This is a genomic window from Acidovorax sp. GW821-FHT10E03 (genome assembly GCF_059415205.1).
Genome location: NZ_JBWKMU010000013.1, coordinates 232,702 through 247,322 on the forward strand (window position 1 = coordinate 232,702; position 14,621 = coordinate 247,322).

At 60.4% G+C, this 14,621-nt stretch carries 10 protein-coding genes; 6 read left to right on the forward strand and 4 right to left on the reverse strand.

Translation table 11 applies throughout. The features are described from left to right. Positions 1 to 61: 61 nt before the first annotated feature. From AC07OD_RS22675 to AC07OD_RS22695, 5 genes are all read left to right on the forward strand, one after another. The gene (locus tag AC07OD_RS22675) at positions 62 to 1,141 is read left to right on the forward strand and encodes a hypothetical protein (RefSeq protein ID WP_494598091.1); all 1,080 of its coding nucleotides are present in this window, start codon (positions 62 to 64) and stop codon (positions 1,139 to 1,141) included. Further along, complete coding sequence (locus AC07OD_RS22680; protein ID WP_494598092.1) at positions 1,141 to 2,037, forward strand: antitoxin; 897 nt, start codon at positions 1,141 to 1,143, stop codon at positions 2,035 to 2,037. The genes AC07OD_RS22675 and AC07OD_RS22680 overlap by 1 nt, the downstream gene beginning before the upstream one ends. Positions 2,038 to 2,215: 178 nt before the next feature. After that, complete coding sequence (locus tag AC07OD_RS22685) at positions 2,216 to 4,858, forward strand: AAA family ATPase (protein ID WP_494598093.1); 2,643 nt, start codon at positions 2,216 to 2,218, stop codon at positions 4,856 to 4,858. Between the two features lie 83 nt (positions 4,859 to 4,941). Beyond that, on the forward strand, positions 4,942 to 7,554 hold the full coding sequence (locus AC07OD_RS22690) for an HD domain-containing protein (protein ID WP_494598094.1): 2,613 nt from the start codon (positions 4,942 to 4,944) through the stop codon (positions 7,552 to 7,554). Positions 7,555 to 7,688: 134 nt separating this feature from the next. Then, the gene (locus AC07OD_RS22695) at positions 7,689 to 8,426 is read left to right on the forward strand and encodes a hypothetical protein (protein ID WP_494598095.1); all 738 of its coding nucleotides are present in this window, start codon (positions 7,689 to 7,691) and stop codon (positions 8,424 to 8,426) included. A gap of 60 nt (positions 8,427 to 8,486) precedes the next feature. Here the strand turns inward: AC07OD_RS22695 and AC07OD_RS22700 are convergent, their stop codons facing one another. The 4 genes from AC07OD_RS22700 to AC07OD_RS22715 all read right to left on the reverse strand — a co-directional run bounded on the left by AC07OD_RS22700 (position 8,487) and on the right by AC07OD_RS22715 (position 12,662). Beyond that, entirely contained in the window at positions 8,487 to 10,232 is a 1,746-nt protein-coding gene (locus tag AC07OD_RS22700; protein ID WP_494598096.1) for a hypothetical protein, read from the reverse strand. A gap of 64 nt (positions 10,233 to 10,296) precedes the next feature. Further along, a complete protein-coding gene (locus AC07OD_RS22705; RefSeq protein ID WP_494598097.1) occupies positions 10,297 to 11,004 on the reverse strand; it encodes a PIN domain-containing protein in 708 nt (235 codons plus the stop codon). Beyond that, entirely contained in the window at positions 11,004 to 11,669 is a 666-nt protein-coding gene (locus tag AC07OD_RS22710) for a DUF1889 family protein (RefSeq protein WP_494598098.1), read from the reverse strand. The genes AC07OD_RS22705 and AC07OD_RS22710 overlap by 1 nt, the downstream gene beginning before the upstream one ends. A gap of 81 nt (positions 11,670 to 11,750) precedes the next feature. After that, positions 11,751 to 12,662, reverse strand: coding sequence for a bacteriophage abortive infection AbiH family protein (locus AC07OD_RS22715; RefSeq protein ID WP_494598099.1), 912 nt, complete (start codon positions 12,660 to 12,662; stop codon positions 11,751 to 11,753). A gap of 618 nt (positions 12,663 to 13,280) precedes the next feature. On the opposite strand from AC07OD_RS22715, the gene AC07OD_RS22720 reads away from it, so the two are divergent. After that, the coding region (locus tag AC07OD_RS22720) for a PAS domain-containing protein (RefSeq protein ID WP_492808276.1) at positions 13,281 to 14,621 on the forward strand (1,341 nt) is incomplete at its 3' end.

Consider the following 14,621-nt stretch of genomic DNA (forward strand, 5'->3'; position numbering starts at 1 on the left):
CACCTTGCTGTCGAATATTCGATGCAATGGTATTATTCGCTGAACAGGGAATAAGTTCCTCATGATCGAATCGACCGCCACCGAACATGCTCTCATAGAGCGATTCCTGGAAGCACTCCGGGAACTGCCGGATGTGCGCGCCGAACTGGAGGTGCTGGAACCGGCCTTGACGGCTCCTTACCGGGTCGATGCCGAGATCCATCTGAGCGTCGCCGGCAAGACCATCGTCCTGTTGGTCGAGGCGAAGAAGACTGCGTATCCTCGGGATGTGCGCCAGGTGCTGTGGCAGTTCAAGGCGCTGCGTCAGGCATACCCGTCCGACGTCCAACATCTGCTGGTTGCCGAGTCCCTTTCGCCAGGCGCGAAGGATCTGCTCAAGTCCGAGCGCGTTGGCTACTACGACAGTGGCGGCAGCTTGTTTCTCCCGGCCCCGGGGGCCTACGTGTACATCGACAAACCGCCACCGAAGACTCTTGAGAAATCGGTGCGCTCATTGTTCTCAGGGCGCCGCGCGCAAGTGCTGCTCGCGCTTCTGGTTCACCATCAAGACTGGTTCGGCGTCACCGAGGTGGCCGAGCGGGCCCAGGTGGCGCCGTCCACCGCTTCTGATGTACTGGGCGAACTGGAGCGGTTCGATTGGCTCGAGTCTCGCGGGCAGGGGCCAGGCAAGGAGCGCCATCTGCGGGAACCTGGCGAGCTGCTGGACGCCTGGACCAGGCAGCTCGCTGGATCAACCGCGCCGGTGTTGCGGCGCTATTACGTGCCCGGTCTGAAGTCTGATGCCTTGCTTCAGCATCTGGGCGAAGTCTTCGACGCGCATCAGGCAATCTACGCGGTGAGCTACGAGGCCGCCGCGCAGCGCTATGCCCCGTTTCTGTCTGGCATCTCGCAGGTGCGCACTCGGCTGTTGCCGGGAGCGGGCGCCGACGCCGCGCTGGCAGAACTGGATGCGCGTGCCGTCACCGAGGGCGCGAACCTCGCCATCATCGATACGAAATCTACGGGAGAACTACTGTTCCGCGAGCAGGTTGATGGCGTATGGCTGGCGAGCCCCGTGCAGGTCTACCTCGACCTGTTGCGGGGCGAAGGTCGCGCCAAGGAGATGGCCGAGCACCTGCGGCGGGAAAGGATGGGTTTCTGATGGCCAAGCCCGCAACGTTCGATGGCTACAGCGATCAGTACACCAGTGATTGCGAACGCGTCCTCGTAACGCTGCTGCGCGGGTTGGGGCCGTGGAAGGACTCGGTCTACCTGGTTGGCGGACTCACACCACGTTATCTGGTGAAGGCGCGGCCTCCTGTCGTGCCGGCACACGCAGGCACGATGGACGTCGACATCGTGATCGATTTGCAGATCCTGGCCAACACGGACGCTTATCACACGCTCGAAGAGAACCTGAAGAAGATGGGCTTCGAGCGTGCCGAGAACGAAAAGCAGCAAAAGCTCTCCTGGCGTTGGCAGGCCCGCACCGAGCATGGAGCGCTCATGGTGCTGGAGTTTCTGGCGGATGCGCCGGAGATCGCTGGAGGCCGAGTGCAACCGTTGCCGACCGACGGGACGATCTCGGCCATCAACATCCCGCACTCGTCAATCGTGTTCGACCTGCACGAGGTCACCGAGATCGAGGCAGAGCTGCTGGGCGGCGACGGGATCGCTGTCGAAAAGATCAAGCATGCCAACCTGATCAGCTTCACCTGCCTGAAGGCGTTTGCGTTCGACCAGCGTTTCGAGCGCAAGGATGCGCATGACCTGATCTATTGCCTGGAGCATGCCCCCGAAGGTGTCAGCGCGGTGGCGCAGGCGTTTCGCGAGGCGCTTGAAGGCAAGCACCGTGATGTGGTGAACAACGTGCTGGACCTGTTGCGTGCTCGCTTTGCGCAGGTGGGCGAGACCGAGGGTTATCGCAAGGACGGTCCGGTCGCGGTGGCCAAGTTTGAACTGGGCGAAAGCGACGAGCCGGAACAGCGAGAGGCAAGGGTGCTGCGTCAGCGCGAAGCCAGTGACGTAATCGAGCAACTTCTCGCGCGGATTGGATAGGGGGCAACGTGGCAATCAAGGCAATTTCTGTCGGCACCAAAATGCACGTGGATCCGGCGATCCCAGGACTCAGCGGCGCAAGGCGTGATGCGACGGCGTTGTGGGCGTTGTCCATCGACACATCGTTGATAGCCGTGTTGTTTCGGCCAAAGACGCTTGGAACTAGGGCTTGGGTGTCATGACGCAACCGACGTTTAACATCTTCGATGCCTTATCCGCTTGGGGCAAGACACTCCCTGGCTGGCAACATCTCCTACTGGGAAAACTTGTAGGGACGGTCGAAATATCCGATGAAGCCCTTGATGAGGTCTTTGGCGAATACCTGATCGATCAGGACCTCGCTGGCAAAGATGCGAAGCGTGTGGTCTGGGACCTGGCGTTACCCCAGTTCCAGACGGGCACGTCGGCGTTCTCCAGTACTTTGTGTGCGTTGACCTCGGTGTCCGGGGTCAATGCTCTTACTGCCGGTGAGACGTTGAGCTTCGGTCCCAAGCTCACGGTGATCTACGGCCCCAACGGTGCTGGCAAGTCCGGATATGCGCGCGTGCTGAAGTCCGCGTGCTTCACGCGGTCGAAGGACACCAGGATCCTCGGCGACGTAAAGCTCGCAAAGAGCAAACAGCCCAAGCCAACGGCGATGTTTTCCTTCGCCGACGGTTCAAGCATCGACTTTGTTCATCAGGAATCCTGTCAACGGCTGCGTGACGGTTTCGCCGTCTTCGATTCAACCTGCGTTCGTGTGCACCTAGATGATCGCAATGCATTTCAGGTCATGCCGTATCTGTTCGACGTTTTTCCTCGGATGGTGGGGGCGTTCGGAAAGCTGCAAACCAAGCTGCGGGACGAGATCACGCGGCGAACGCCGGAGCCGGACAAATTTGCCATTCAGGACAGCAAGTCCGAGGTGGCTACCGCTCTCTCTGTGCGTAGCGCACAGACGGATCTGGCGCGGTTGAAAGAACTTTCTGTCTACGGTGACGCCGAGGCAGCCCGGCGTTTGGCAGTCGAGCAGCAGCTCACGGAATTGCGGACCACCGATCCGAAGGAAATCCTCAAGAAGAACGAGCAGCGCATTACCGATTTGAACGCTGTCAATGCATCCATCGCTTCCTTGGCGGTAGGCGTCAAACCGGCGATAGCAGTCGATATTGCTGAATCAGTTGCGCAGATCGGCTCGCTGGTCGAGCAAGGGGCTGCATTGTCTGCCGCCCGGTTCGGCGGAGAGCCGGTGCAGCCCGTCGGAACTCGAGCATGGCTGGATCTATTGTCTGCTGCGATCACCTACAGCAAGGAAGCCTACCCGGACGATACGTTTCCACCGAAGGCCGAAGACGCGCGCTGCGTGTTGTGCCACCAAGTGCTCGACGCAGACAGTGCGGATCGTCTTTCAAGGTTTTATCAGACCGCCACCAGCGACGTCGAGACGCAGCTAGCCGCCGCTAGGCGAAAGCTGACGGGGTACCGAGACGACTTAAGCAAAGTGGGGCTGACCTTCTTCGCTGAAGAGAGCGCCGTGCGGCGCACAGTGCAAGAACTCGATATGGCCTTGGAAGCAGACATTGCGCGCCATGTGGAAGGATTTCGACTAGTTGTTGATGCCCTGATCCAGTCGGCGACGAACGAGTCGGTCCCGGGATTGTCCTTGCTGACACATGGCTCCGTTTCGGAGCGTGTTGCTGCGCTGGTGACACGCTTGCAGCAGGACAATGAAAAGCTCCGGTTGAGTGATCCCATGGCGCTAATCGAGGCGCTATTGTTGGAGCAGCAACTGCTCAAGGATCGGCATTACCTCTCCGACCACTATGACGACATCGTGGCTGCAGTCGAGGACCTGAAATGGGTGGCGAAGGCCAATGTCTGCCTGCGCGGTCTGCCAGCAATCCAGCGTGAAGTCACGAGCAAGCAGAAAGCGTTGGCGACGGAGCTTGTTGCGCAAGGATTCATTGAGCGCTTTACGGAAAACTGTAAGGCGCTGAGATTGGCTTTGCCGGTCCAGTTCCGGTTCGCCGGCGAGGCCGGCAACACGGATCGCAAGATTGAGATCGCCAACGCCGGGGTGACTGGGGTCGATCCGTCCCAGGTGCTTAGTGAGGGTGAGCAGACGGCAGCAGCACTGGCGGATTTTCTGACAGAGGTCGAGCTCAACGGAACCTGTGTTGGCGTCGTGTTCGATGATCCAGTGACTTCCATGGACCATGTGCGCAAGGAATCGATTGCCCAGCGCCTAGTGGACGAGGCCGCGCGACGGCAAGTCATTGTCTTTACGCACGACATTCTCTTCACGAACTATCTGGCGGCGGCGGCCGAGGAAAAGGGTGTGGCCTTTGCCGGGCGTACCGTATGGCGCGACGACGCCAATGCGCCCGGCGCCATCGACCGGCTCGCGTTTCCGCACGAACACTACGAAGGCGCCGCACATGATCGGGCGAAGAGGCATTTCGAAGCTGCGCGGACATTGGTGGGTGAGCCGCAGCGCGATGCGCTAGAGAAGGCCTGTGGGAGCTTGCGAACCGCCTATGAGGACTTCATCCAGAAAAAGCTGTTCAACAACGTCGTGCGTCGTTGGCGCGAGAACATCACGTTCACGCTCGACCAAGTTTTCTTCGATGAAGGAATCGCAGTTCGTGTGCATGATCGTATGGCGGCGCTGTCGCGCTACATCGACGCTCATTCGCATTCCGAGGACTTCCACGAGGTACCGCTCTCACTTGATGTGGTGACCAACGAGTTGGCCCAGTTCGACGCTATCAAGTCCGACTACAGCAGGGCTCGCAAGGAATGGGAGAGGTCTAAGCCAAAGGCTGCGGCTGTCTTTAGTTGACAAATCTAAATGAAGGAAGAGGTAGCGCTATGGTGCCCCTTGGTTTCCAGAGCTGACTCGCCATAAGAAAGAAAGGACAAAACGTGTCATCCCCCTCCGACTTCCGCCTTACTTGGCTGTGGCGCCATGCATTCGTCAACCCTTTGCCAGATGTCACTCCTGCAGAGCAGGAGTTTTTTCGTGAGCGGTACTTGGCCATGCGCGAGAAGGCGGCTGTTCTGGTCTCCCAGATCGCGTCCGCGATGCCCGGCCTGACCGTCCATGACTTAACCCATTTGGATGCCTTGTGGGAAACAGCGTCATTGGTGTCCGAGGGGGCCATCACGGTAAGTCCCGCGGAGGCGTTTGTGTTTGGAGCAAGTGTTCTGCTGCACGATTCTGCGATGAGCTTGGCGGCCTACCCGCAGGGCCTTGACCAGTTAAAGCAGACCATCGCGTGGAAAGACACGGTCATGGCGTTGCTCGGAGACTGCGAACATGGCCCGGACGCTGTCAGTGCTCCTCCGCGAGATATCGTGCAGCGTGCGGTGCCAGAAGTTCTTAGGCAGTTGCATGCGCAACAAGCGGGGGCCTTGGCAAAACAGGGCTGGGTGACTGCGAGCGGAGACACCGTCTATCTCATCGACGATGCGGAGCTTCGCTTTTTCTACGGTGAAACTATCGGGCAGATCGCCCACAGCCATTGGTGGTCTGTTGCCCATGTCGAGGAGGAACTCTCCGAAGATCTCGGAGCTTTCCCGAGCAAGACTAAGAGTCGGATCGATCGTGTCAAGCTCGCCTGTCTGCTACGGATTGCCGATGCGCTTCATCTTGATCAGCGAAGGGCGCCCAGATTTTTGCGCGCCTTGACCCACCCGCAAGGTGTGTCCGCGTTGCACTGGACCTTCCAAGAGCGGCTGGCAGTTCCTCACATTGAGCATGAGGCGGTGGTTTTCACCGCAGGCGCTCCCTTCGAGATATCTGATGCGGATGCGTGGTGGCTCGCCTATGACACGATTTCTGCAGTCAATCGAGAACTGCAGGATGTCGATCTGCTGATGCAGAACAGGGCCCAAGGTCTGTTCTTTCGCGCGCGGCGGGTGAAAGGCGCAGGAAGCCCCGAGTCCCTCGCGCGCACGATTCACACGCGGGGCTGGCGCCCGATCGATACGCAATTGCGCGTGTCAGATATTCCAAAGGTCGTTGAAACCTTGGGTGGTGCAAAGTTGTATGGTGACGACCCCACGATCGTCTTGCGCGAGTTGATACAAAACAGTGCTGACGCAGTTCAGGCGCGACGTCGGTATCAGGGGCGGCGCGAGAGTTGGGGAAGCATTGTGGTTTCCCTGTCCGAACGATCAGATGGACATTGGCTAACCGTCGAGGACAATGGCATTGGTATGTCGGAGCGCGTTCTGACAGGACCATTGATCGACTTCGGGACATCGTTCTGGCGGTCAACGCTTGCGACCCAAGAATTCCCAGGTTTGATTGCGAAAGGCATGAACGCAATCGGCCGATATGGAATCGGATTCTTTTCGGTATTTATGCTCGGGACTGTCGTTCGCGTTGTCTCACGGCGTTGTGATCAAGGGGAAGAGTGCGCACGGGTACTGGAATTCAGAGACGGGACGGCTTCTCGGCCAATCTTGTCGCCCGCAGAAAAGGGTTGTTCTCCAGTCGATGGGGGAACGCGTGTCGAAGTCCGGTTGAAGGTCGACCCACGTGCAAAAGGTGGGTTGCTACACGTGAACAGATTCGGCGAAACTGTTTTGACGCTCCATCAGTTGGTTGCGTCACTTGCGCCAAGCGTCGCGGTTTCCGTTGAGGTGGAAGAGAATGGGGCATCCGTGCCAGCGATTGGCCCGGGAGACTGGCTCGAACTAGCCGACGACGCGCTGTTGTCACGCCTGGACCCTTTGGCGAAGTCGGATGCTCATGACAGGGAGCGGAAGTCGGGGCACCACGCTGCCATTCGTACAGTCTTCGGTGAAAGCGGGCAGCCTCTAGGTCGTGCGTACATCAAGCCAAGCGAGTATTCCCGAAGCGATCGTGGCTGGATCACCATCGGAGGGCTTCGTGCAGCGCGTCTTGCCAACGTCCAAGGGCTGCTCGTTGGAGAGACAGTCACTGCATCTCGAAATTCAGCGCTTCCGCTTGTTCCTCAGGAACGGCTAGCGGAATGGGCAACCGAACAAGCTCGCATCATCGCAGCTTCTAAAGCAGACGAACTCCTCAAGGCTAAATGCGCGGAAATTGTTCTGGAGTGCTGCGGCAGATTGGAAGGGTTACCCATCGTTTGTTGGGGGCGTGACGAATGGCTCAACGCTGATGAGTTTTGTGAACGACTTGCAAGCTCAACTGAACTCACGGTTTGCTTCGACGGCCACTTCTCCTACGACGAAGATGAGGACGACGTTCATCCGCGTGACTTCAGAAATGAATTTGAGATTGGTGCGGATATCGTTGTGGTACCCAAGCACGATGGGTCTATCCTGACGGTCGGCAGGCAGGCATGGCCGAGGTCGATCACCGGTCAACCTGCGCGTAGAGATTCGAACCTCGCGGCGGAAGTTCGTCGACTGCTGGCCCAGGTCTGGGGTGATGAAGTTGAAGAAGACTCGGAAAACAGGGAGGTCGGCAAGGTCAGTGGCACGTCGATAACAAGGCATGTGACGATCTATCGTCGTGTTGCAGATTCGGTCGGCGATGAGTGACGAGGACTGGGGCTGGCATTTGCGCTACTGGATGGGTACGACATCCTTATGTGCGTAGATCGTCGAGCCGTGTACTCGCATCAGCAACGAAGGCACTGATCCTGCTTCGTTACAGAGTTGAATTTCAGAAGAACATGCCTCCCACGATTCACATTCCGGGCAAGCCCCGGATCAGCCATCAGCTAAAAAGCGACGATGTCCTGTGGCGGTACGTAGATGCCGCGAAGTTCCTAGACTTCCTGGAGAACGGCACGCTTTTCTTCTGCCGTGCTGACAACTTCAGCGACAAGTTCGAAGGTGCCTTCACGCCGACCTTTCGGAAGGATATCGAGGGCTCCTACCTGGCAAACGGCATCGACTTCACTTACGCGCAGTTTAAGCAGCGGATGCGGCAAACCGTCTTCATCAATTGCTGGCACAAGGACCAGGACGACAGCGCGGCGATGTGGGCGTTGTACGGGAAGTCGGAGTGCTCCGTTGCGTTGACCACCACGGTTGGCCGATTGGCAGAGTGCCTGGCGAAGGCGAAACTTTCTTACGATCTTGCAATCGAGAAGGTCGAGTACATCAAGCACTGGCGCGACCCGAAGATCGACATCACGCCATACGCCCGCGTGTTTGCCTACAAGACAAAGGCCTATCAGCACGAAAAGGAGGTCCGCGTGCTCCTGGACCGCTCGTTAAACGAGTTCGAGGGAGAGATGCCCACGGGCGGCATGCCGATTGAGGTCGATCGCCTTTCGTTGTTGCGTAGCATCGTGATCGCACCCGAAGCCCCGGCTTGGTTCGATCAGTTGGTGCGACAGGCCGCGGCAAGGTACGGCTTGTCAGCGCCGATCCGTCGGTCGAAGCTCGCGGCAGATCCGATTTGACTCCTGGCCGTGGCGGACCTAGCGGACCGTACTGGAGGGGGCACAACCGCTGCTATTGGTTCATGAGGTGTCTCGACGCTCCACGAGCGAGCCGACGATGAGCTCGGCCCATCGCAGGCAGTCGAACACCAGCGACCGCAAGATGGGCTTGGTGCCGTGGACATCGCCCATGTGGGAGCGAAGTGTCTGCATCACATAGGCGCCCTGGTTGAGGGCGCCTTCCAGGTTCTTCTTGAAGGGGGAAACCTCTGCCTGAGACCACCCTAGGGCATCGAGTTGGCGATCAAGCTCAGTCAATACCCCCTTGGCCAATGCAGCACGTTTGCATCGTTCTTGGAAGGAGGCCCTTGTTGGATCTCCAAGGCTTTGCTCTTCGTAGACTTTAGACGTGGCAGTATCCACGGCGCCGCATGCCGCAGAAATGGCGCCGCCCAAGTCGCCGTCGCGCAAGCGTTGCGCCGCCTTCAAAAGGTCCTTGTGGGACTCATCGGGTGTGTCTGCCAGGATGCTGACGTCAAACACCTCCAGCGGCACGAGCGTTTGGCTCACGAATGACCAACCCAGTCGGCTCAAATACTCGGAGAGCTTCTCCTGCATCTCGGAGCGCCGCCGAAGAATTTCTTCTATGAGGATTGTCAGGAAGTGGGATCTGGTGCGTGAGTCCATCCTTCCGACTTGCTCGTCTATCGCCGACATCAACTGACCTTTGGTAGCACCGCCTTGCGACTTCTGCACCAGATGAGCGGCGGCCGTGACATCGAAGCCCGCAAGACCGGCTACCTCCTTGATGTCATAGAAATGAAACTCTTGCAGGCAAGCCCGAACTGCCGGCCATGCTCGAAGCACGTTGTCCATGTGGATGACCTCCTTGGGCTTCGTCGTCGCCTGGACGATGGCGAGTCGACGAACCTCAGGAATGATGAAGCTTTTGACGAGCGCCATCGCTTCGACGGCGTCGCCCCGCAGAGGAGTCAGCTCTTTTAGCCGTCGAGCCAATCCGAGCCAGCCGATGGTTTCGCAGTACACGCGCAGGGTGTTGATCTTCCCTGTGAGGACGTTGTCGATGACGCCTTGGGGTTCAATGTCGTCGTAGTAGTCGTTGAGGCCGAAGTCCATGCCTTCGAGGTCCTCAGCCACAGATAGGACCGCCTCAGCCTGTGCCGGCGGCAGCATGCGCTCCACGTCGCGCTCCGGCTCACGGTGGTCACCAACGTCAATCGAAGAGGTGATGTCAAAACGTGGCAGCAAGGCGCGGGGTGCGCTCCAGCTCCGCACTTCATCAACAAGTTGGGCGTAGGATTCGTGTTTCAGGATACCCTCTCCAGGCGAGACAAAGGCGTCCTCTTTCAGGAGATCGGTCGACCAACCGGCACACCAAACGGAGGTGTCCAGCATCATTTGCAGCGCGGCAATGACATCCGGAACCGAGAGCTGAGCTTGGGCGGTCAACAAAGTAATGGGAACCTGCGCCTGCTGGGTCTGGCGATACTGCGCACGAAGAGCGGCGTACACACGCTCAATGTTCGACAACATGCGCCGTGCGGGTTCCGCGTCCAGGAAGGACAGGGCGGCTGATTGGACAACGTAGGTATCGTTGTCCCGTTTAAGCAAGCCACTCGTTTCCAGTTGATCGAGCGTTGCGACGTCTGAGTAGTTTTCAGCCCTGAACTTGAGCGCGGGCACGCCAACGCCCAGCGACAGCATTTGTTCCAACAGGCGGTTCAACAGTGCTCGCTGCAGCTCGGGCAACTGGCCATCGCTCGCATTGCGCTGCACGGCATTCGTGGAGGACGAGAGTGTGTTCATCAAAGTACTGGAGTGGGATTGCCCAGGCTTTGGAAAGCGAATCGATCTGTCCGGAGAGATGCTGTTAGAGCCCGAGCAGCGCCTTGGCCATTCCATGCCCCGAGGCGTAGCGCATCCCGAAGGCAGCGAACTCCGCTGCCAAACTGGGCTGCAGTTGCGATCGCGACGTTGGAGTGCCGTAGTCGTTCGTGTTTGAGGACAAGAAAACCACGGTGGTGGTCAGGCCGTGCTGACGAAGCTCGGCGACCGTTTCCAGGTATGTCTCCAGCACTACACAGTCCTGCAGGGAGTCCTTACCCTTACGGGCCGGGGCCCGGACCTGCATGACTCGGGCATAGGCCCGGTTGGGGATGGCCGTCGATTCGGGCGCGACAGTGGAGGCGCCGATCCATCTCCGCACCGCGCTCGCGGCATTGGCAACATGCTGGTCCCAATGGGATAGGTTGGTACGCACGGGGGCGCCCAGAGCCGAGACCAAGCCGTCCACCCGCGAGATGTGCGAGCGCAGCTTCTGCAATCCGCGCCGCGCCTCATCTTCGATCTCGGGAAGATGCGTGGCCAGTTCCTGGTGGACCTGATCCGCGAGCAGCCCAACGAGACGATTTCCAGACTCCATCGCCTGCAGCAAATCCATGGCCGCGACGGCGTCGTGCGGTTGTGAGGTCTCCCGGTAAGGATCGCGAACCACGTCGAGAACGCTGCAAGTGTCCAGACACAGCACCGGCGCGTTCGCCTGGACGATACGCGCAAGCTCCGACGCAGGAACCGCCATTACGCGGAGGCCTCGTATCGGGTAAGCAGTGATCGTGAGCGTTCGTACTCGCCCGCCAGATCCCTGGCGCAATCCTCGAGCCAACCCTCGGATTCACTGAGCCAACGAGCGAGTACAGAGGCGTCGAGCTGCGCATTCTCGCGATGGGCCAGGAGGATAAAGTCGAACCAGCGGTCTCTGTCCATGGGGTGAGATGCACCTGTGGACTTGTTGGCCAAGACCGAGAAGCGCCGCAGAGCCTCCGCCACAGCGGGCGGCACCACGTTCTCCATTTGCAGTGTGCTGCTGGACATCACGACGCTGCAGCCCGCATCCATCGCGGCGGGCCGTGCGATTTGGCTGGCGAAGTCCTCCAAGATCGCGTTGTATGCGCGGTGACTTAGTTCGCTGAGTTCCAGTGGGACGATGTTGGCGACTTTCAGACCGTCGCCGTCCGCAATCAGCATAAGCCCGGCCGCCTCGTAGCCAGGCGTCACCGCACGCTCGAAAGCCAGTGCATCGCCTTCCTCGCCCAATTCGCGCAACTGCTCTTCCTTCTCCGTTGCGTATCGCCAAGGCGGGGCGGTGCGATCTTTCAAGGCCTGGTGCAGGGCAGCAACGGCAGACGCCGGACCCCGCAGGTACAAGTCTTGGAAAACGTCCAGAGGTTTGGAGGTGGTCGACATGATGTCATTCTGCCGTACGCGACTACGCTGTCGCGCGACATGCAACTGCTGCGCCTCAGGCGATGGCGATCACCGCATGGTTCACAGTGCGTCCCACAGCATTGGCTGGGCAAGCTGGACCTGCGCAGGGGGCAGTCCCATCTGCGCCAGGCGCTGCCGATACCTGGGCCAATCGGCCATGGATCGACAGGCCACGTGCCAATGCGTAGCCGCCAGTGCGGGCTGTTCGAACAGCGCATGGAAATAGGCCGCGTCAACCTCGGACAGCGAATGCCCTAGCACCGTGACCTCCCGCACGTGGTTGAGGCTCTCGAAAAACCAGCGATTTGACTTGATCAGGTGGGCGGACGGCTTGAACGTGGCGGAGAAGTACTCGTCAATGATCTCGTGAGCCTCCATCAGCCGCGTGTCGATTTCCTCGATGCCGGGCCTGTCGTTCAGCGACTTACGGGTGTCGGGGCTCCAGGCATGCCCGAGCACCAGTTCATCATCGGCGAGTTCGGCGCAGCCGTGGATGAATAGCGTGCGTTCCGGTGGTACGCCGTAGACGGTTTGCAGAGTCGAGGTGTAGTTGAATGACAGGAACGCGGCGTTCCGATCCAGAGAGTGCAGACGCCTGGGCGCTGCCGCGGGCGTCGGGATCGACAGTTGCCGAATCCAGGCGCCGAAGCGTTGGCGAAGCCCTACGGAAAGCCGTTGGACCACGTTGTCGACCTCATACTGGAAATCGTGATGGCCTGCGTCGCTCCAGTCCTCAGCGCTGTAGGGCGCCATGAAGTGCCCCAAGTTGTCGACGAGCTCATCCACGTCCAGGCCAGCCAACGCCACTTCCAGATCGCTCCAGTTGTCCTGGGTGGGGAGGTACTCCTCGACCTCCCGGATCAGCGCGAGATCATGCACTCGCACATAGTCCTTGAAATCTGAGAGGCGAGAGGGAATGTCGTGCCAGAGGTCGAAGCCGTTGCCGATCACATAGAGCTGGGTTGCCGGCATGCTGAGAAGTCCGTTCCTCTGTTCTTTCAGGGGCTGCAAATCTGGACTCAAGCACGCGGCAGGGGTACCAGAGCGAAGCGCGGAAGGTTGCGGCAAGTGCCGTCGAAGTACGCCTCCACACGCTGGGCTATGCCCTAGTTTTCGAGCCAATCTTCTGGGGCAAATTTGGGGCAATCTTCTCGCCAAACCATGCCTTTCCAGGCCCAAATCGCACTCTGTAGTAGTTCGGCGTAGATCTTGTAAGCCGTTGAATTTAAAAGAATAACCCGTCAAATCTTCTTGCTGGACCACCACTGTAGCTACACCATGGGGGTGTGGTGTTCGAGCGTGTCGGACATGCGGGGGGCCGGGAAATGAGGCGTGGACTGTAGCAGTTCGCCCGGCACGCGCCGCCGCGGGCCCCGCGCGGCGAAACCTGGCGGCGGGCCCGTGCCGGTCCCTGCGGCGTGTCCGGCGGGCCTCGGGTTTTCCCTTGGGGAAATGCCCCAGGTTTTGAACGAATGTTACGTTTAGACATACTCTTGCCTGTATGCTGGCACTTTGGCTTTTGACCGTCGGCCCCGCCCTGCGCAGGCGGGACCCATCCCAACCGCAGGCTTCAGAGGTTCCAGAGCGACCGTGATCTCGTCCGAACTGTTGACCGATCTCCTCGCCCCCGCTGGTGAGGGCCCCATAGAGCCCATGGCGCAGGCGCGCTTGCAGGCCCTGGTCGATGCCGTTCCGGTGGCATTGATGGAGTTCCGGCTGCAGCGGGGCCGCTTGCTGCTGTTGGCCGCCAACGCCGCCGCCCGCCGCATGCCCGGCCTGGGCGCCGTGCGCAACCCGGGCGCGGATGCGAGCGAGGTGTTCGACCTGCTGGAAGGCACGGCGCTGCTGGACCAGCTGCACGGCGTGGTCCGGGTGGGGGCGCCGCTCGAATGCCGCCAGGTGGTGCGCGAGCCGGGCCGGCTGCTGCTGGCCTGGGATCTTTCTGCCCGCCGCGTGACCAATGACTGCATCGTGGTCACGGTGCGCGATGCCACCGAGGCCGAAACCCTGCGCTCGGCGCTGGCCGCTTCCGAACGCGCGCTGGAGGAGGTGCGCCGCGAGCTGCGCGAGCAGACCGAGGTCTTCAACGCCATGGAGAGCCTGGCGCGCACCGGCCACTGGCGCCGCATCGAAGACCCTGGCGAGACGGTGCTGCTGTGGTCCCCGGGGCTGTGCGAGATCGCGGGTTTCGAGCAGCAGGAATGGGTGGACCCGGAGCGCGCCGTGAGCGGCATCCTGCCCGAAGACCGCCAGGTGTTCGACAAGGTGCGCGAGCGTGGAGCCGGCGGGGATGTGGAATACCGCTGGCGCCGTCCCGATGGCGAGGTGCGGTGGATGCGTTCCCGCGTGCGGCGCACGCTCCCGCGCGACGGGGTGCAGGTGGTGATGGGCGTGGTGCAGGACGTGACGGACGAGCACCGCGCCGCCGAGCAGTTGCGCGAACAGCTGCTGTTCATCCAGCGCATCGCCAGCCGCATTCCGGGCTTCATCTACGAATACCGCCTGCACGCGGATGGCGGCACCAGCGTGCAGTACATCAGCGATGCGGTGCGCGAATTCATGGGCGTGGAGCCGCACGAGGTCACGGCCGACCACGGCGTGCTCATGCACCGCGTGCTGGCCGAGGACCTGCCCCAGGTGCAGCGCTCCGCCATCACCTCGGTGCGCAAGCTGGTGCCCTGGCAGTGCGAATACCGCGTGCGCATGCCCGACGGCAGCGTCCGCTGGCACATGACCAATGCCATTCCGCACCGCGAGCCCGATGGCTCGGTGGTATCGCACGGCTTCACGATGGACATCACGGACCGCAAGCGAGCGGAGCAGGAGATCGAGCGCCTGGCGTTCTTCGACGCGTTGACGGGCCTGCCCAACCGGCGGCTGCTGCTCGATCGCCTGCAGCGCTCCATCGCCGCGTGCCAGCGCACCAGGAAC

Coding starts and splice junctions, on each gene's coding strand:
- AC07OD_RS22675 (WP_494598091.1), top strand. CDS start 62: ATGATCGAATCGACCGCCACCGAACATGCTCTCATAGAGCGATTCCTG.
- AC07OD_RS22680 (WP_494598092.1), top strand. CDS start 1,141: ATGGCCAAGCCCGCAACGTTCGATGGCTACAGCGATCAGTACACCAGT.
- AC07OD_RS22685 (WP_494598093.1), top strand. CDS start 2,216: ATGACGCAACCGACGTTTAACATCTTCGATGCCTTATCCGCTTGGGGC.
- AC07OD_RS22695 (WP_494598095.1), top strand. CDS start 7,689: ATGCCTCCCACGATTCACATTCCGGGCAAGCCCCGGATCAGCCATCAG.
- AC07OD_RS22700 (WP_494598096.1), bottom strand. CDS start 10,232: ATGAACACACTCTCGTCCTCCACGAATGCCGTGCAGCGCAATGCGAGC.
- AC07OD_RS22705 (WP_494598097.1), bottom strand. CDS start 11,004: ATGGCGGTTCCTGCGTCGGAGCTTGCGCGTATCGTCCAGGCGAACGCG.
- AC07OD_RS22710 (WP_494598098.1), bottom strand. CDS start 11,669: ATGTCGACCACCTCCAAACCTCTGGACGTTTTCCAAGACTTGTACCTG.
- AC07OD_RS22715 (WP_494598099.1), bottom strand. CDS start 12,662: ATGCCGGCAACCCAGCTCTATGTGATCGGCAACGGCTTCGACCTCTGG.